This is a genomic window from Williamsia sterculiae (assembly GCF_900156495.1).
GTDB lineage: Bacteria > Actinomycetota > Actinomycetes > Mycobacteriales > Mycobacteriaceae > Williamsia_B > Williamsia_B sterculiae.
Genome location: NZ_FTNT01000002.1, coordinates 318431 through 335826, shown reverse-complemented (window position 1 = coordinate 335826; position 17396 = coordinate 318431). Strand labels below are relative to the sequence as shown.

General features: G+C 69.1%; 16 protein-coding genes. 9 read left to right on the top strand and 7 right to left on the bottom strand.

Translation table 11 applies throughout. The annotated features are described in order from the left end of the window. Window positions 1–72 precede the first annotated feature (72 nt). Genes eccD through BW971_RS04375 form a run of 3 tightly spaced genes read left to right on the top strand, consistent with a single transcriptional unit; the run spans window position 73 to window position 3579 of the window. Entirely contained in the window at window positions 73–1551 is a 1479-nt protein-coding gene (gene eccD, locus BW971_RS04385; RefSeq protein ID WP_076476912.1) for a type VII secretion integral membrane protein EccD, read from the top strand. Window positions 1552–1609: 58 nt separating this feature from the next. After that, entirely contained in the window at window positions 1610–2956 is a 1347-nt protein-coding gene (mycP, locus tag BW971_RS04380; protein ID WP_083709306.1) for a type VII secretion-associated serine protease mycosin, read from the top strand. 8 nt (window positions 2957–2964) lie between these two features. After that, window positions 2965–3579, top strand: coding sequence for a class I SAM-dependent methyltransferase (locus BW971_RS04375; protein WP_076476911.1), 615 nt, complete (start codon window positions 2965–2967; stop codon window positions 3577–3579). Here BW971_RS04375 and BW971_RS04370 read toward each other — a convergent pair. The 3 genes from BW971_RS04370 to BW971_RS04360 all read right to left on the bottom strand — a co-directional run bounded on the left by BW971_RS04370 (window position 3569) and on the right by BW971_RS04360 (window position 6664). Next, window positions 3569–4585 carry an alpha/beta hydrolase gene (locus BW971_RS04370; RefSeq protein ID WP_076476909.1) on the bottom strand — a complete coding sequence of 339 codons (1017 nt, stop codon included), beginning with the start codon at window positions 4583–4585 and terminating at the stop codon, window positions 3569–3571. The genes BW971_RS04375 and BW971_RS04370 overlap by 11 nt on opposite strands. A gap of 5 nt (window positions 4586–4590) precedes the next feature. Beyond that, complete coding sequence (locus BW971_RS04365) at window positions 4591–5502, bottom strand: esterase/lipase family protein (RefSeq protein WP_076476907.1); 912 nt, start codon at window positions 5500–5502, stop codon at window positions 4591–4593. 211 nt (window positions 5503–5713) lie between these two features. Then, window positions 5714–6664 carry a 4-hydroxy-3-methylbut-2-enyl diphosphate reductase gene (locus BW971_RS04360; protein WP_076476905.1) on the bottom strand — a complete coding sequence of 317 codons (951 nt, stop codon included), beginning with the start codon at window positions 6662–6664 and terminating at the stop codon, window positions 5714–5716. A gap of 111 nt (window positions 6665–6775) precedes the next feature. Here BW971_RS04360 and BW971_RS04355 point away from each other — a divergent pair, with 111 nt between their 5' ends. From BW971_RS04355 to BW971_RS04345, 3 genes are all read left to right on the top strand, one after another. Further along, the gene (locus BW971_RS04355; protein ID WP_076477400.1) at window positions 6776–7477 is read left to right on the top strand and encodes a lipid droplet-associated protein; all 702 of its coding nucleotides are present in this window, start codon (window positions 6776–6778) and stop codon (window positions 7475–7477) included. Between the two features lie 106 nt (window positions 7478–7583). Next, complete coding sequence (xseA, locus tag BW971_RS04350) at window positions 7584–8771, top strand: exodeoxyribonuclease VII large subunit (protein WP_407701195.1); 1188 nt, start codon at window positions 7584–7586, stop codon at window positions 8769–8771. A gap of 10 nt (window positions 8772–8781) precedes the next feature. Beyond that, a complete protein-coding gene (locus BW971_RS04345; protein WP_076476901.1) occupies window positions 8782–9048 on the top strand; it encodes an exodeoxyribonuclease VII small subunit in 267 nt (88 codons plus the stop codon). Between the two features lie 18 nt (window positions 9049–9066). On the opposite strand, the gene BW971_RS04340 is transcribed toward BW971_RS04345, so the two are convergent. Next, complete coding sequence (locus BW971_RS04340) at window positions 9067–9651, bottom strand: DUF4245 domain-containing protein (protein ID WP_076476899.1); 585 nt, start codon at window positions 9649–9651, stop codon at window positions 9067–9069. A 103-nt stretch (window positions 9652–9754) separates the two neighbouring features. On the opposite strand from BW971_RS04340, the gene glpX reads away from it, so the two are divergent. Then, the gene (gene glpX, locus BW971_RS04335) at window positions 9755–10762 is read left to right on the top strand and encodes a class II fructose-bisphosphatase (protein ID WP_076476897.1); all 1008 of its coding nucleotides are present in this window, start codon (window positions 9755–9757) and stop codon (window positions 10760–10762) included. A gap of 58 nt (window positions 10763–10820) precedes the next feature. Further along, entirely contained in the window at window positions 10821–12221 is a 1401-nt protein-coding gene (locus BW971_RS04330; RefSeq protein WP_076477398.1) for a class II fumarate hydratase, read from the top strand. A gap of 107 nt (window positions 12222–12328) precedes the next feature. Here BW971_RS04330 and BW971_RS04325 read toward each other — a convergent pair whose 3' ends face one another. Beyond that, complete coding sequence (locus BW971_RS04325; protein WP_076477397.1) at window positions 12329–13366, bottom strand: cellulase family glycosylhydrolase; 1038 nt, start codon at window positions 13364–13366, stop codon at window positions 12329–12331. Window positions 13367–13559: 193 nt separating this feature from the next. Between BW971_RS04325 and BW971_RS04320 the strand changes: the two genes are divergently transcribed. Beyond that, a complete protein-coding gene (locus tag BW971_RS04320; protein WP_076476896.1) occupies window positions 13560–14951 on the top strand; it encodes an NAD(P)/FAD-dependent oxidoreductase in 1392 nt (463 codons plus the stop codon). A 4-nt stretch (window positions 14952–14955) separates the two neighbouring features. Here BW971_RS04320 and BW971_RS04315 read toward each other — a convergent pair whose 3' ends face one another. Beyond that, on the bottom strand, window positions 14956–15696 hold the full coding sequence (locus BW971_RS04315; protein WP_083709304.1) for a L,D-transpeptidase family protein: 741 nt from the start codon (window positions 15694–15696) through the stop codon (window positions 14956–14958). A 243-nt stretch (window positions 15697–15939) separates the two neighbouring features. Further along, window positions 15940–17238: a PhoH family protein gene (locus BW971_RS04310; RefSeq protein ID WP_076476894.1), complete on the bottom strand. Its 1299-nt coding sequence runs from the start codon at window positions 17236–17238 to the stop codon at window positions 15940–15942. Window positions 17239–17396: the final 158 nt, after the last annotated feature.

The following is a 17396-nucleotide window of genomic DNA, read 5'->3' as shown; positions in this document are numbered from 1 at the left end:
AGCGGCTGGTCGGGGCTTGACGGCACCTGTTGTCGAGGGATCGAATGACCAGGGAATCGAGGATGGCGGACGATGACCGCAGTGGATCTGCTGAACGAGGTCCCCGGTGGCGACGGTGTGGAGCCGGAGCTGGCCAGGGTGTCCGTCCTGGGTGGCCACACCCAGCTCGACGTGGGGTTGCCCGCGTCGGTGCCGGTTGCCGCACTGATCCCCGACCTGGTCGCACTCATCGAGTCCCGCGATCCGGACCACTCCGATCCGGACGCCCGACCGCAGGAGATCCGCGACCGCTGGACGCTCGCCCGGATCGGCGGTTCGCCGATCGCCCCGTCTCGTTCACTGCTCGAGGCCGGGGTCCGCGACGGTGACCTGTTGGTGCTCCGTCCGGTCTCCGCGCAGGAGTCGCCGGTGCTGTTCGACGACGTCATCGACGCTGTCGCCCGACTCACCGACAGCCGCTTCCCCGGTTGGACGGCGGCGGGTGCACGTGTCGTCGGACTGGTGTTCGCGGTCGTCGCCGCCGTACTCGCCGGTGTGGTGCTGTGTCGGGTTCCGGGCTCGGCGGTCTGGCCGGTCTTCGCCGCGGCCGGACTGACCGTCGGCTTCGTCACCGCCGCGACCGTCGTGAGTCGGTGGTACCGCGACCGCGTCACCGCCGCGATCCTCTCGTTGTGCGCGATGCCGCCGGCCTTCGCCACCGGCATGCTCATCCCCCCGGGACCGCTGGGCGCACCGCATCTGGCCACCGGATGTGCGGTCACGCTGCTGGTGGCCGTCCTGTCGTACCGGATCACCACCACCGGCACCCTGGTACACGCGGCCGTCGCCACGACCATGGTGCTGTTCGGCGTCGCGGCGCTGGTGCAGGCGATCTGGTCGGTGGGAACGGTCGACGTGGGGACCGGCCTGGCCGTCGCGGGCATCCTGACCATCGCGCTGGCGCCGCGCCTCACCATCGCGTTGGCGCGACTCCCGCTACCGCCCGTGCCGTCGGCAGGTGCGCCGATCGACCCGGTCGATCGCGAACCCCGACCGGCGATCGAGGGCATCGGCGCCATCGGTGCGATGGCCCTGCCGTCGGCGGCGGCCCTGGAGCGTCGGGCCTACGCCGCGACGCAGTACCACACCGGCATCCTGGCCGGGGCCGCCGTCGCATCGTCGGGTGGTGCGTTGCTCTGCGTGCTGACCGGTGCGCGGTTCGACTGGCGGGCCGGACTGTTCGCGCTGATCATCGGAATCGTCCTGTGTCTGCGCGGACGATCCCACGACGACCTGGCCCAGGCCTGCACTTTGATCGGGGCCGGGGCGGTCACGGTGCTGGCGATGTTCGTCGGGGTCGCCGCGACCCGGTCGTACATGGCCCCGGCCGCCTTCGCCGTGCTGGCCGCGACGGCGGTGATCGCCCTGTTGGTCGGGGTTGTCGCCCCGCATCAGGAATTCTCTCCGGTGTTGCGCCGGACCGCTGAACTCGCCGAGTACGCACTCATCGCGGTCATCGTCCCGCTCGGGTTCTGGATCATGGATCTCTACGGTGTCCTCCGCAACCTCTGACCTCTGCGCGCGGTGTGCGCGCGTCGGCATCGCGGTGCTCGGGTCCGCCCTGTTGGCCATGGCCTCGGCGACGCCCGCTGCGGCGCTCACCCCGCCCCGGATCGACCCCGGTGCACTGGTCCGCGGTGCCCCGGTGGCACCGGCGGACCCCACCGAGCAACGCACCCTGTGCGCAAAGCCGACGCAGATGCCGGGGGTGAACCACGCGGAACCGACCGCTGCGCAGCGGATGATGGACCTGCCCGCGGCGTGGCGTATCAGCCGCGGGGCGGGTCAGCGCGTGGCGGTCATCGACACCGGGGTCACCCGGCACCCGCGGTTGGCCAGGGTGGTCAACGGCGGCGATTACGTGTCCGACCAGAACGGCACCACCGACTGCGACGCCCACGGAACGTTGGTGGCCGGGCTCATCGCCGCCAAGCCGTCGCCCGACGACGGGTTCGCCGGGGTCGCGCCGGATTCCACGATCATCGCGATCCGCCAGTCCAGTGATGCGTACCAGGCGAAGAACCAGCGCAGCGACCGCGACGGACCGCCGAAGGTCGGCTCCGGTTATGGCACCGTGCAGACCCTGGCCAACGCCGTGGTGCATGCGGTGGACCTCGGGGCGACGGTCATCAACATCTCCGAGGTGGCCTGCGGACCCGCGGACCGTGCGCTGGGCGACAACCGCCTCGGCGCCGCGGTCCGCTATGCGTTCACCCGCAACGTGGTGGTCGTGGTGGCCGCGGGAAACCTCGCGCAGGGGTCGTCGTGCGAGACACAGAACCCGTCCCCCGGGCCGGCCTCACCGGAGTTGTACGGGTGGGACACCGCGGTCACCATCGCGTCACCGGCCTGGTTCGCGCCGCAGGTACTCACCGTCGGGGCCGTGGACTCGGCGACCGGTGCACCCGCGGCGTTCAGCCTGCACGGTCCGTGGCTGGGCGTCGCCGCGCCGGGCACCGACATCACCAGCCTCGACAGCACAGCCGGCTCCGACCGACTCGTCGATGCACAGGAGGGTCAGAAGGGGCTGATCGGTATCGACGGCACCAGCTTCGCCGCCCCGTACGTCTCCGGTCTCGCGGCCTTGATCCGCGCCCGGTTCCCACAGCTCACCGCCGCGCAGGTGATCGACCGGATCACCCGCACCGCACACGCGCCCGGTACCGGCCGCGACAACGCGATCGGCCACGGCGTCATCGACCCCGTCGCGGCGCTCACCGCCACCCTGCCCGGCACGATCCCGGATCCGCAACAGGCACACGCCATCCCGGCGCCCGCCCCGAAGACCGCACCCGACCACCGGGCCCGAAATCGCGCGGTGATCGCCGTGGCCGCCTGCCTGGGGGTCACCGCCGCGGGGATCGCACTGAGCATCCCGTTCCGCAGGTTGCGCAAGCTGCGTCCCGACGAGTACTGAGCGGTCCGATGGCTCCCGACGGCTCGACACGCTGGAACCACAACATCCACTACCACCGCCTCATCGAGACCGCGGTGCCGCCCGGAGCGCGGACTGCGCTGGACGTGGGCACCGGCAACGGACTGCTCGCCGCGGACCTCTCGCGCACGATCCCCCAGGTCACCGCCATCGACATCGACACCGCTGTGCTGCGGTCCGCGCGACTCGAATCGGACGCGGTCGAGTGGATCCGGGGTGATGTGCTCACCCATCCGCTCGCATCTCGGTCGTTCGACGTGGTCGCCTCGGTAGCGACGTTGCATCACCTTCCCGATCTGACGGGCGCACTGCATCGGTGTGCCGATCTGGTGGCACCCGGCGGGGTACTCGCGATCGTCGGCATCGCCCGCACCTCCCGACCACGGGACGTCCTCCTCCACCTCGGCGGTCAGGTACAGCACCGCTATCTGTCCTGGCGTCACGGCTTCTGGGAGCACACCGCACCCATGGTCTGGCCGCCACCCCACACCTACGCCGAGGTCGAACAGGCGGTACACGCCGAGCTCCCGTCCGCTCGGTGGCGACAACTGCCGATGTGGCGGTACCTCATCGTGTGGCGCAGGCCGGACCGGCTCAGTCGGTGATCGCCGCGTGGAGAACCGGGTACGACTTCCGGAAGTCCTCGGCCCAGTAATCCCAGGAATGGGTGCCGGTCGGTCGCAGATCGAAGGTGGCGGGGATGCCGAGCGAGTGCAGTCGGGCCTGCAGGTTGTGACTGCACTGGTTGGTGGCGGCCTCGATCACGCCGCCGACGGTGAGCTGCGCGATCAGCTGACCGACCTCGCCGTGCACGTTGGGTGCCTGCAAATTGTCGTACCTTCCCGGCAGGCCGCTGCCATTGGAGATGTACAGAGTGGTGCCGCGCAGCGCGTCGGCGTGCAGGTAGGGGTCGTTCCGGGTCCAGAGCGGGTCGTCGGGCGCTCCCCACATGTTGTCGACATCGCCACCGAAGTCCGACACCGTGACGTTGACGTACGCCTGCCCCAGGGGATCACTGGTCTGCGCACACCCACTCATCGATGAGACAGCCTGGAACAGTCCGGGTTTACGGATGGCCAGCGCCAGGGAGGACGTACCGGACATCGATATGCCGACCAACGCGTTGCGACGCGTCGTGTTGAGCGTGGCGTCGACGATCGGTGGCAGTTCCTCGGTGAGGAACGTGGCCCATTTCTGTCGACCGAGTCGTGGATCGTCGCGCTTCCAGTCGGTGAAGTAACTCGAGTCGCCGCCCACCGTGGCGACCACGTTGACGTCTTTGTCGGACAGGAACGGCTGCGCCCGCCCCCACGTCATCATCAGGTTGTTGCCCTTGCCGCCCCCGACGCCGTCGAGGATGTACATGGTGGGTCGCGGCGCCGACCCGGGCGCGATCAGCAACTTCAGCGCGATGTTCCGGTCCATGGCTGCCGAGTAGACGATGGCATCCGCCTGTCTGCCCTCACCGCGGGTGAGGCTGACCAGGTGGGACCCGTCCGAGGAGGGCGCGTCGGCACCGGGCCCGGCGCTCGCGGGCCCCGTCGTGACCGACATGGCGACGATCGCGGACGCGGCCACGATCAGGGTGCGGACCCGGACGTGCCAGTTCATGCGCGTCATCGTCCTGCTCTCGTCGGAGTTGCTGTCGCGTCCGCGGCACACGGCCCTGCGCTGATGCTCACGGCGCCGGTGTCGAGAGCCTGCCGAATCATCCATCGAGACCGGGAATCGGTGGTCATCTGGCTGTGCGACACGACCCGGCCCGGACAGCCGTCCTGGACCCAGACGTTCTGCACCGCTGCACCGCGCACCGCCGCCAGGAAACCGGACGCCGGCGGGGTGACCACCGCGTCGTCGTGAGTGGCCAACGCGACGTAGCGGATTCCCGGCAGGGTGTCGCCCCCGGCGTTGAGTTCGGTCAGCAGCGACGAGCCGACCATCTGTTGTGTGTAGGACGGACCCACCCCGAGCGCGATGGCGTCGTCGGCGGGAAGCCCTAGCCGGGAGGCACGATCGCGCAGACCCTGGTTGCCGTTGAAGGTCGTGCCGTGGTTGGGGCCCGCGACGCTCACGAGGGTGCGCACCACCGACGTCGGCGGGTCACCCCCGATCCAACCGCCGTCGAATCGTAGGAACTGCCGAACCGTCAGGGCACCCATCGAATGGGCGACCACATCGATCTGACGCGCGCCGGTCGACGATCGCACGCGGTGCAGGTATGTGCCCACATCGATCGCGGAGGTGCGGATGTCCGAACCGCCCGCGAAGTCCAGGAGGTTCGTCGTCTCGGCCGCGGTGTGGCGACCGTATTCGGGGGCGAACACACAGAAACCGTCCCGACGCAGCGAGTCCCGCAGTAGGGGCCACGTCGCCTGCACTCCGGCTCCGTCACCGTGTACCAGTACCACCGGCCGCGGATGTGCCGCGTCCGGCCGGCACGTGACGTCGTCGCCACCGGGCGCGGGTGCCGCGTACACGACCGCGTTCGCCACCACGCACACGGCCGCAGCCGCCAGCGTCACGACCATGGCCCTCACCGCATGGCGAACCGTCACCCATCACCTACACGGCCGACAAACGATGTGCACGACAACCCCGCTTCACGACCCAGCCGGGCCAACCAGACCGCCCTCGATCGGACGTCGGATCGAAGTCTAGGGCAGTCGGGCGGCGAGGGACGGACGCGAGCGGCTCGTCCGCCACATTCACTCGATCGGACGACACCGCCGCCCGCACGCCTCAGCTCGCGGTGTTCGCGGGCCGAAGCTCACGGGGCAGCGCGAAGGTGATCGTCTCGTTGGCGGTGGTGACCGCCTCGACGGTCTCGAACTCGTGTTCCGCGAGCCTGTCGAGCACGCCGCGGACCAGCACCTCCGGCACCGACGCCCCCGAGGTGACGCCCACGGTGGTCACCCCGTCGAGCCACGCGGGGTCGATGTCGCGGGCGTAGTCGACCAGGTGCGACGCGGTGGCGCCGGCCTGCAGCGCCACCTCGACCAACCGGACCGAATTCGAGGAGTTCTGCGAGCCCACCACGATCACCAGGTCGCAGTGCGGTGCCATTGCCTTCACCGCGACCTGTCGGTTCTGGGTGGCGTAGCAGATGTCGTCACTCGGCGGATCCGCCAGCTGCGGAAAGCGCTCACGCAGCCTGCGGACGGTGGCCATGGTCTCGTCCACGGACAAGGTGGTCTGCGACAACCAGATCACCTTGGACTCGTCGCGAACCTGCACGTCGTCCACAGCATCGGGACCATCGACGAGTTGGATCCGATCGGGTGCCTCACCCGCGGTCCCCTCGACCTCCTCGTGGCCCTCGTGTCCGATGAGCAGGATGTCGTAATCCGACCGTGCGAACCGCTTCGCCTCCTGGTGCACCTTGCTGACCAGCGGACACGTCGCGTCAATGGTGCGCAGGTGTCGTTCGGCAGCGCCTGCGTGCACCGCGGGTGACACGCCGTGAGCGGAGAACACCACCAGCTCACCCTCGGGGACCTCGTCGGTCTCGTCGACGAAGACCGCGCCGCGCTCGCTCAGCGTCTGCACCACATGCCGGTTGTGCACGATCTCCTTGCGCACGTACACCGGCGCACCCTGCGTCTCCAGGGCACGTTCGACCGTCTCCACCGCCCGGTCCACCCCGGCGCAGTATCCACGGGGTTCGGCCAGCAGCACACGTTTGGCAGACATACACCTCAGGGTACGGGCGACGGTGCCCGATTCCGACCCCGACGGGGCATCGGCATCTGCCGCCGGGCCCCATTGGTGGTGGACGTCGGTGCGATGAGGCATGCTCAGGGCATGATCCGACCCCCATTCGCCGCCCGGGTTGTGACCGGTCTCATCGTCACCGCCATAGAGGAGACGCGCCGCCTGCCCAGCACGGCGGTGACCCTCCCCCTGACCGCGGTGAGTCAGGCCCTGCAGGCCGCCATGCGGCTGCAGCAGAGCATGGCCGAGCTCGCCATCAAGGGCGACGGTGCGTTGGAGCTGATCTTCCACCGATCCGAGGAACAGCCCGAATGGGCAACGTTCGACGAGGACGAGGCGAAGGACGCGCCGCAGATCGCGATCGCACACCCGCCGGTCCGGGACACACCGGACGCGGAGCCGGTCGACTACATCAGCTCGCCCAACCACGACGAGGCGACCACACCGCAGGACGAGCCCGCGGAGCAACCCGCCGACGACACCCCGGTGTCGTTGGGTTCGGCGTCCGCCGGCCGGTTCGCGCTCTACAGCAACGCCCCCGACGAACTCGTGGGCGCAGGACGTGCCACCCCGACAGCCGACCCGGCCCCCTCGACCCCCGGTGGCCCGGCTCCGGAGATCGTGGAATTCCTCGAGTACGACACCCTCACCTTGGCGCAACTACGGGCGAAGATCCGCACGGTCGGCATCGACGACCTCCAGGACCTGGCGGACTACGAGCGCTCCCACCGCGGCAGGGCACCGTTCCAGACGATGCTCGACAACCGGATCACCGCCGCCGCGAACAAGTGACGGACCCTCTGTCGAACCGCGCCCGGTGAACGGTCCCGTCGACCGTCCGGGTGACCGACGTCCCGCGTCCGCGCCGGAGAAGTCCAGTCCGGAGAACCCATGGCCGGTGCGCACGGTCAGCACCAAGATCGCCGACTGGTTGCACCGACTGGGGCAGGTGTGGGTGGAGGGGCAGATCACCCAGATCAACCGCCGCCCACGTACCGCATTCGTGGTGCTGCGCGACCCGTCGGTCGACATGTCGCTCTCGGTGACCTGCCGGCCGGAGGTGCTCGACCGCAGCGAGGTCCCGCTGACGGAGGGCAGCCGGGTGGTGATGTGCGGCCGGCCCAATTTCTACACCGGCCGCGGCACCCTGTCGTTGGCGGTCACCGAGATCCGACCCGTAGGTATCGGGGAACTGCTGGCCCGTCTGGAGCGGTTGCGGCGGCTCCTGGCCGCCGAGGGGCTGTTCGACGAGCGCCGGAAACGGCCGCTGCCGTTCCTACCCGCACGGGTCGGCTTGATCACCGCGCGGGCCAGCGCCGCCCAACACGACGTGACGTCGGTGGCGACCACCCGGTGGCCCGCGGTGCGCTTCGACATCCGCAACACCCCTGTACAGGGACCCACCGCGGTACCGCAGATCCTGCGGGAGCTGGCCGAACTGGATCACGACCGGGCCGTGGATGTCATCATCATCGCCCGCGGTGGCGGCAGCGTGGAGGATCTGCTCCCCTTCTCCGACGAGGCGCTGTGTCGGGCCGTCGCCGCCTGCACCACCCCCGTGATCAGCGCGATCGGCCACGAACCGGACAGTCCGCTGCTCGATCTCGTCGCCGACCTGCGGGCACCCACCCCGACCGCGGCCGCCAAGGCGGTGGTGCCCGACGTCGTCGCCGAACTGGCCCTCCTCGACGACCTGCGGGCGCGTAGTGCGCAGGCACTGCGCAACTGGGTGGCCAGGGAGGGCGCGGCTCTGACCGCGATGCGCACACGTCGCGTGTTGGCTGACCCGATGCGGATGCTCGACGATCGGGCCGATGCGGTGGAGCGGATGCGGCGGGACATCCGTCGGGACGCGGTGCGGATGGTCGACGTGGCCGACAACCAGATCGAACACCTCGCCGCGCGGCTGGCCACCCTCGGACCCGCACAGACCCTGGCCAGGGGTTACGCGGTCGTCCAGCGGGTGGCCGGCGCCGAGGCGCACGTCGTGGACTCGGTCGCGGACATGCCGATCGGTTCGCAGCTGCGGGTACGGGTCGCCGACGGAGCGGTGGACGCGGCCGTGATGGGAGTGAGAAAGAAATGAGAGGGCAGACGTGAGCGCGGACACCACCGACGAACCGACACCGGTCGCCGAATTGGGCTACGAGCAGGCCCGGGACGAGCTGGTCGAGGTGGTGCGTCTGTTGGAGCTGGGCGGGCTCGACCTGGACTCGTCGCTGAACCTGTGGGAGCGGGGCGAGGCGCTGGCCCGACGGTGCGAAGAGCATCTCGAGGGGGCGCGGGCGCGTATCGAGGCGACCCTGAACGCGGACTCCGCCGACGGTGACATCTCCGACGACGACATCGACCCCGACGCCTGATCGGACGCGACCGGCGCGTCAGGTGCGCGAGAGCGGTTGTGCGGCCAGCACCGCAGTCGCCAGGGTGGTGAAGTCGTCGTCATCCGCCTTGCCCGACAGACCGATCCGGACATCGCCGAGGTCCGTGATCCACACCTTCTCGGTGCCCGCCGCGGCGGAGTCGCCCTCGGACTCGTTGTAGCGGACCCATTGTCGACCGGCGGCGTCCACGGTGCCCGCACCGGTCATCCCGGTGCCACCGAGTTTGGTGACCAGATCACCCTCGTCGGCATCGGATTGGGTGAGCTGCAGATAGATTCCCCTGGCCGTGACGTACCCGACGTTGCTCGCGGTACCCGTACCCGCCGAATCGGTGCTCCCCGAGTTCGGTTTCCATCCCTCCGGGGTGACGGGCAGACGCAGCGGAAACGGCATCGTCCGGGCATCCGCACGCAGACCGGTGTTCACGTCGTACGCGGGGGTCTTGTCGTCGCGCGCCGTACCCGAGAGCCCCACCGAACAGTTGCCCGACACCACCGCGATCACCCCGCAGATCAACAACAGCGGAACCAGGGACCAGATCATGTCCCGGCTGTTGTTGAGGATCCGCGGTTTCTCGGCCATGGCGTCCAGCGTATCGCGCCGCCAACGGGGTGGTCCGAGTCCGGAGGGACGCAACCGACATGGGAAGATGGCAACGACACCATCGCCTTACCAGGAGGATTCGATGCCCGACAGCACACGTACCCCACAGGCTCCGGACCGCAACCTCGCCATGGAGCTGGTACGTGTGACGGAGGCGGCAGCGCTGGCCGCCGGACGGTGGGTCGGGCGCGGTGACAAGAACGGCGGCGACAAGGCCGCGGTCGACGCGATGCGGGAACTGCTCTCCACCGTGTCGATGCAGGGTGTGGTGGTCATCGGCGAAGGCGAGAAGGACGAGGCGCCGATGCTCTACAACGGTGAGGAAGTGGGCAACGGGCAGGGCCCCGCGGTGGACGTCGCCGTCGACCCGATCGACGGCACCACCCTGATGGCCGAGGGTCGCCCCAACTCCATCGCCGTGATCGCGGTGTCCGAGCGCGGCACCATGTTCGACCCGTCGGCCGTGTTCTACATGGAGAAGATCGCCGTGGGTCCCGAGGCCGCGGGCGCCATCGACATCGACAAGTCGGTGGAATGGAACGTGCAATCGGTGGCCGCGGCCAAGAGCATCGACGTCGGTGACATGACGGTGGTCGTCCTCGACCGTCCCCGGCACGCCGACCTGATCGCCCAGATCCGGGCCGCGGGTGCCAAGATCCGACTGATCTCCGACGGTGACGTGGCCGGTGCGATCGCCGCGGCCGGTGAGTACAGCTCGGTGGACATGCTCATGGGTATCGGCGGCACCCCGGAAGGCATCATCACCGCGGTGGCCATGAAGTGCATGGGCGGTGAGATCCAGGGCAAGCTGTGGCCCAAGGACGAGGCCGAGAAGCAGAAGGCACTCGACGCCGGTCACGACCTGTCGCGGGTGCTGAGCACCGACGACCTGGTCAGTGGCGAGAACATGTTCTTCTGCGCGACCGGTGTCACCAACGGCGACATGCTGCGTGGGGTCACCTATCGCCGTAACGGCGCGACCACCCGGTCGCTGGTCATGCGCTCCAAGTCCGGAACCATCCGCCACATCGAGGGTCGACACCAACTGGCAAAACTGCGGGAGTTCGCCTCCGTCGATTTCGGTAGCTGAGAACTCGGCGATCCGGACGAAAAGTTAGGGTACGCACATGAGCAACGAAGCCACCGGCATCGACGAGCAGGACTACCGCATCGAGCACGACACCATGGGTGAGGTGCGGGTGCCCCGCGACGCCCTCTGGCGGGCACAGACCCAGCGTGCGGTGGAGAACTTCCCCATCTCGCACCGGCCCCTGGAGCGCACCCAGATTCGCGCCATGGGTCTGCTGAAGGCGGCCTGCGCGCAGGTCAACAAGGACCTCGGCCTGCTCGACGCGACCAAGGCCGACGCGATCATCGCGGCGGCCACCGAGATCGCCGACGGCGGACACGACGACCAGTTCCCGATCGACGTGTTCCAGACCGGTTCCGGCACCAGCTCCAACATGAACGCCAACGAGGTCATCGCATCCATTGCGAAGGCCGCCGGGGTGGACGTACATCCCAACGACGACGTGAACATGTCGCAGTCGTCGAACGACACCTTCCCCACGGCCACCCACGTGGCCGCCACCGAGGCCACGGTCACCAGCCTCATCCCGGCTCTGGATCACCTGCGGCTCGCGTTGCTGGACAAGGCGAATCAGTGGCGCGAGGTGGTCAAGTCCGGCCGCACGCACCTGATGGACGCGGTGCCGGTCACGTTGGGACAGGAGTTCGCCGGATACACCAGGCAGATCGAGGCCGGGGTCGAGCGACTGACCGCGACCCTGCCGCGGGTCGGTGAGCTGCCGATCGGCGGCACCGCCGTGGGCACCGGACTCAACGCTCCCTCCGGTTTCGGCACCAAGGTCGTCGCCGAACTCCGCCGACTGACCAATGTCGACGCACTCAGCTTGGCCGCCGACAACTTCGAGGCCCAGGCCGCGCGCGACGGGCTCGTCGAGCTGTCCGGCGCACTCAAGGTGGTCGCGGTGTCGCTGACCAAGATCGCCAACGACGTCCGCTGGATGGGGTCCGGTCCGTTGACCGGGCTCGGCGAGATCCAGCTCCCCGACCTGCAGCCGGGGTCGTCGATCATGCCCGGCAAGGTCAACCCGGTGCTCCCCGAGGCCGTCACCCAGGTGGCGGCGCAGGTCATCGGCAACGACGCCGCGGTCACCTGGGGTGGCGGTAACGGCGCCTTCGAACTCAATGTCTACATCCCGATGATGGCCCGCAATGTGCTGGAGTCGTTGACCTTGCTCGCCAACGTGTCCCGACTGTTCGCCGACCGGTGCATCTCCGGTCTGGTGGCCAACGAGGAACGGTTGCGTACGCTGGCGGAGAGCTCGCCGTCCATCGTCACGCCGCTCAACAGCGCGATCGGCTATGAGGAGGCCGCCGCGGTGGCCAAGCAGGCGCTGAAGAACGGCACCACCATCCGGCAGACGGTCGTCGATCGGGGGTTGATCTCGGGCTCGTTGACCGAGGACGAACTCGACCGTCGGCTCGATGTGCTCAAGATGGCCAATCTCGACCGCGAGCGCTGAGACGGCGTCGATCACGCGCAAGGCCCCGCCGTCGGCGGGGCCTTGCGCGTATCGGGTCCGTGTCGTCCCCCGGTCTGTGGTGGTCCACTCGTCCGGCGACCTGACGGTCAGCGGGCGAGCAACCCCGCGCCGGGCTTCGGCCTGAAGTCGAAGGTCAACAACGCGCCGAACTGCAACTCGCGGTTCACCTGTGCCGTCGGGTCGTTGGCCAGGTCGCGGATGCTGTAGACGTATGCGGGCCCCACGTAGGGGGTGCGGGCGGCCGCGGCCAACACGTCGACGATCTGGGTGGCCTGCTGTTGCGGGGACACCCCACCGAGCAGCGGGTTGTTGGTCGGCGCACCGAACTCGGTGAGCCATATCTTCTTGCCACCGTCACCGTGCGCGGCCATCAGGTCGTGCACGCGGCGTACGTCGGACCATGCGTTTTCCGGGTTGCTGCGCAGGCCGCCCGGAAACACGTACGGGTGCATCCCGACCGCGTCGAAGGAACCTCCGCCGCCTGCGGCGTACACAGCGGCGAGGAACGACGGAGGCGAGTCCACCCCGACCGATCGACTCAGTCCTCCGCTGACGATCGTCGAGTTCGGTTGCACGCGTTTGATGGCCGGGTAGGCGGCTCTCAACAGCGCGGCGAACCGTTGTGGCTTGTTCGCCACACCACCGAAGAAGAATGCCAGGTTCGGCTCGTTCCAGATCTCGTACTCGTTCACCCGGGACTGGTACCGCTGCGCGACGGTTGCCGCGAAGGCACCGAAATCGCCTGCTCGCGTCGGCGGGGCCGTCTTTCCGGGGCCTATTCCGCCACCCGCCCAGGTGGGTGTGAAGGCGATGTCCGCCAGCACCGTGAGCCCGTGGGCGCGGGCGGCGTTGATCACCCTGTCGGGTGCGGACCAGTTGAACGTCCCGCGGGTGGGTTCCACCTGGCTCCAGTCCACCAGCACCCGGAGGCGGGTCGCGGTGGTCCGGGACACGGCGTCGAGCTCTCGGTTCAGGGCGCCGGGGCTGAGGTCCAGCATCCCGGAGCCTTCGGTGAAGCCGTACCCCGCGGCCGGGGCGGCGGGTGCGGCGCCGGCCGGGGTCGCGAAGCAGAGCGCGGACGCGACTGCGGTGAACAGCACGGCGATCAGCCGGGTTCGTGACATGGGACGATCTTGACATCCGGCGGCGGTTCCGGCATCCGCAACCACGCCGGACATCACCGGTCTCCGATGCCGACCGGTCCGGCCCCCCGTCGTGACCGGGCAGCTCAGCCCGCGTCCGACAGGTTTCGTGCGGCGCGCTAGTGGTCAAGATCACTCGGTGCGACGCCGGCGCATCCGGCATTACCGTCGAGACATGCGCAACGGTGACGTGTCGTTCTGGTGGGCTGACCTCGGTGCGGTGCGGCCGCGACCGCCGCTGCCCGGCGACCTGGACGCCGACATCGCCATCGTGGGTGGTGGACTCACCGGACTGTGGACGGCGTACTACCTGCGCCGGTCGTCACCCGACGCGCGCATCGCCGTATTCGAACAGCGGTTCTGTGGTTTCGGCGCATCCGGACGCAACGGCGGGTGGTTGTCGGCGGAGGTCGCGGGCAACCGGTCCCGGTACGCCCGGATCGCGCGGAGCCGGGGTCAGGACGGTGCCGCGGCCAACCGGCAGCTCACCGCGACCATGCAGGCCGGTGTGCGGGAGGTGCTCGCCCGCATCCACGACGAGGACATCGACTGCGACGCAGAACACTCGGGTGTGCTGTTCCTGGCCCGATGTGCCGCCCAACGATCCCGGCTCGCCGCCCATCTCGACCACGAGGCCGAGATGGGTGACACCGACTGGCAGCTGCTCTCCCGGTCCGACCTCGACACCCGCCTTCGGGTGTCGGCTGCGCAGGCGGGAGCCTGGTCGCCGCACTGCGCGCGGGTGCAGCCCGCCAAGCTGTCGCGCGGGGTGGCCGACGCGGTGGAACGGTCCGGGGTGGAGATCTACGAACAAACGCGGGTGGCCGACGTCGACGCGGGCCGGGTGGTCACCGACCGTGGCACCGTGCGGGCGCCGATCGTGCTGGTCTGTGTCGAGGGTTTCACCGCCACGCTGCCCCGGAGGCACCGATCGTTGTTGCCGCTGAACTCGGCCATGGTGGTCACCGAGCCTCTCCCCGATCGGGTGTGGGACGAGATCGGTTGGCGCGACTGTGAGTTGCTGGGCGAGATGGCGCACGCCTACACCTACTCCCAACGCACCGCCGATGGACGCATCGCACTCGGCGGCCGGGGGATCCCCTACCGGTTCGGCTCCGCGATCGATCACGACGGTGTCACCCAGCCGCCGACGGCAACCGCGCTGACCACCGCGCTGCGCGAGCTCTTTCCGGCCGCGGCCGACGTCCCGATAGCCCACACCTGGTGCGGTGTCCTCGGCGTGCACCGCGACTGGTCGGCGAGCATCCGTTACGACCCGCGCACCGGAATGGGCTCGGCCGCCGGATACGTCGGGTCGGGGCTCACCACGACCAACGTGGCCGCCCGGACCCTGCACGACCTGGTACTCGGCCACGAGACCGAGCTCACCTCCCTACCCTGGGTGGGTCATCGGCCGCGACGTTGGGAGCCCGAACCGCTTCGGTACCTCGGGGTCGCGGGGATGTATGCCGCCTATCGCACCGCCGACCGGCGAGAACTGCGAGGATCGTCGTCACGCACCGACGTCGTCGCCCGCATCGCGGACCGCATCTCCGGACGGGGGTGACCGCTCACACCGGCAGCATCCGCTGCACGGTCGCGATGAGATCCAGCAGCCAACTCGGGAGCAGATCCCGGCCGGGTAGATCACCGGCGGGCACCACCGGGGCCGACCCGGACGTCGGGGCGGGGACGTTCACCCCGATCGAGATCGTCGGTGTCTGCTTCGGGTCCAGCCAGCGCAACAGCGCGATCATGGTGTTGCGGTCCGTCGCCACACAGCCCTGCGTCGGTTGGCCGTCGGTCACGTGCAGGAACATGCCCGACGCGCGACCCGGTGTCCTGGTCGGATTGTGTGCGATGTTCACCGCGTAGTCGTAGACGGGACCGGAGTCGTAGAGGTTCTCGCTGTCGCCGCCCGGGCTGGTCGACGACCGTACGTGGGTGTTGTAGGTCGGCGAGGACGGGTTCTCGTCCCACCAGTCCTGCTGGGTGGACCGGAAGTACGGCATCGCGGTCCCCGGGTTGGCCTGCCTGCCGAACGCCTGGTCGAGCCGGAACGTCCCCATCGGCGTGCGGGAGACGTTGTCGGCGGGGACGCCCATGCCCAGCGTCCCGAGATGAGCGAGCGCAGGACCGATGATCGGCCGCCACGTGGTGCCCTGTCGCTGGTAGGCGGTCAACGTGGCGGTCTGATCGCTCTGCTTGGCGGCACTGACGACGATGAGCTGAGTGGACGCCGGATCGGCGTTCGCCATCGCGGGAAACGCGACGAACGACACCGCCATCCCGAGCAGCACGAAAAACCTCATAGACCACAACAGCAACATGCGCACCACAACATTCTGCTGTACCCACACGTCCGGGTGATCACACCCGCATCACACTTCGATCACTCGCCCAGACGACAGAACACTGTTCCCGCGGCACCGATCGGTACCGCGGGAACAGTCTGGTGTCGCTGCCGGCCGGTCGCTACGCACCCGGCGCGCTCGAGCCATCTGCCGGCCGGTCGCTACGCTCCCGGCGCGCTCGAGTCATCTGTCGGCCGGTCGCTACGCTCCCGGCGCGAACTCCTCCAGCATCTCGGTGACCAGGGCGGCGATCGGCGACCGCTCGCTGCGGGTCAGGGTGATGTGCGCGAACAGCGGATGTCCCTTGAGTTTCTCGATCACCGCGGCGACGCCGTCGTGTCGGCCGACACGCAGGTTGTCGCGCTGGGCGACGTCGTGGGTGAGTACCACCCGCGACCCGGAGCCGAGCCGCGACAGCACGGTGAGCAGGACGTTGCGCTCCAACGACTGCGCCTCGTCGACGATCACGAACGAGTCGTGCAGCGACCGACCGCGGATGTGCGTCAACGGCAGCACTTCCAACATCCCGCGACTGAGCACCTCCTCGATGACCTCGGTGGAGGCCAACCCCTCGAGGGTGTCGAAGACCGCCTGGGCCCACGGGCCCATCTTGTCGGCCTCGGACCCCGGCAGGTACCCCAACTGCTGACCACCCACCGCGTACAGCGGCCGGAAAACCACCACCTTGCGGTGGGTACGACGCTCCAGCACCGCCTCGAGGCCCGCGCACAGTGCCAACGCCGACTTCCCGGTGCCCGCCTTGCCGCCCAGCGAGACGATGCCCACCGTCTCGTCCAGGAGCAGATCGAGCGCGACGCGCTGCTCCGCCGACCGTCCGTGCAGACCGAACGCCTCCCGATCGCCCCGAACCAGTTGCACCCGCTTGTCCGGGTTCACCCGACCCAACGCGCTCGACGTCGACGACAGCAGCCGCACGCCGGTGTGGCACGGCAGCTCGCGCGCCGCATCGAGGTCGACGGCACCCTCGGCGAAGAGTGTGTCGATGACGCCGGAGTCCACGTCGAGTTCGGTCATGCCGTTCCACCCCGAGATGACCACGTCCTGAGCGTGATACTCGTCGGCGGCCAGACCGACCGCACCCGCCTTCACGCGCAGCGGGGTGTCCTTGGACACCAGCGTGACGTCCTTGCCCTCGGCACGAAGGTTCAACGCGCAGGCCAGAATTCGCGAGTCATTGGTGTCGGTACGGAAGCCCGCCGGCAGGACCGCGGGATCGGTGTGGTTGAGCTCCACCTGCAGGGTGCCGCCCGACTCGCCGATCGGAACCGGCAGATCCAGCCGGCCGTACTCGAGTCTCAGATCGTCGAGCATTCGCAACGACTCCCTGGCGAACCAGCCGAGCTCGTGATGGTGACGCTTGCCCTCGAGTTCACCGATGACCACCAACGGCAGGACCACGTGGTGTTCGGCGAATCGGGTGACCGCCCAGGGATCGGACAGCAACACGGAGGTGTCGAGGACATAAGTGCGATGGGTCACGTCGCTCCTAGGTCCGTGCGGCACCCGCACGGACTGAGGTTGCTCCGACCGGACGGCTCGATGATCAGACGGTGTGGACCGACGTCACCGGGACCGGGGCCGGTCCCCTCGCGCTGCTGCAACAGACCACGAATTCGAACCTCCCGGACGAACCACTT

Coding starts and splice junctions, on each gene's coding strand:
- BW971_RS04355 (WP_076477400.1), top strand. CDS start 6,776: ATGATCCGACCCCCATTCGCCGCCCGGGTTGTGACCGGTCTCATCGTC.
- BW971_RS04375 (WP_076476911.1), top strand. CDS start 2,965: ATGGCTCCCGACGGCTCGACACGCTGGAACCACAACATCCACTACCAC.
- BW971_RS04340 (WP_076476899.1), bottom strand. CDS start 9,651: ATGGCCGAGAAACCGCGGATCCTCAACAACAGCCGGGACATGATCTGG.
- eccD (WP_076476912.1), top strand. CDS start 73: ATGACCGCAGTGGATCTGCTGAACGAGGTCCCCGGTGGCGACGGTGTG.
- BW971_RS04320 (WP_076476896.1), top strand. CDS start 13,560: ATGCGCAACGGTGACGTGTCGTTCTGGTGGGCTGACCTCGGTGCGGTG.
- BW971_RS04360 (WP_076476905.1), bottom strand. CDS start 6,664: ATGTCTGCCAAACGTGTGCTGCTGGCCGAACCCCGTGGATACTGCGCC.
- BW971_RS04325 (WP_076477397.1), bottom strand. CDS start 13,366: ATGTCACGAACCCGGCTGATCGCCGTGCTGTTCACCGCAGTCGCGTCC.
- BW971_RS04365 (WP_076476907.1), bottom strand. CDS start 5,502: ATGGTCGTGACGCTGGCGGCTGCGGCCGTGTGCGTGGTGGCGAACGCG.
- glpX (WP_076476897.1), top strand. CDS start 9,755: ATGCCCGACAGCACACGTACCCCACAGGCTCCGGACCGCAACCTCGCC.
- BW971_RS04370 (WP_076476909.1), bottom strand. CDS start 4,585: ATGAACTGGCACGTCCGGGTCCGCACCCTGATCGTGGCCGCGTCCGCG.
- mycP (WP_083709306.1), top strand. CDS start 1,610: ATGGCCTCGGCGACGCCCGCTGCGGCGCTCACCCCGCCCCGGATCGAC.
- BW971_RS04315 (WP_083709304.1), bottom strand. CDS start 15,696: ATGAGGTTTTTCGTGCTGCTCGGGATGGCGGTGTCGTTCGTCGCGTTT.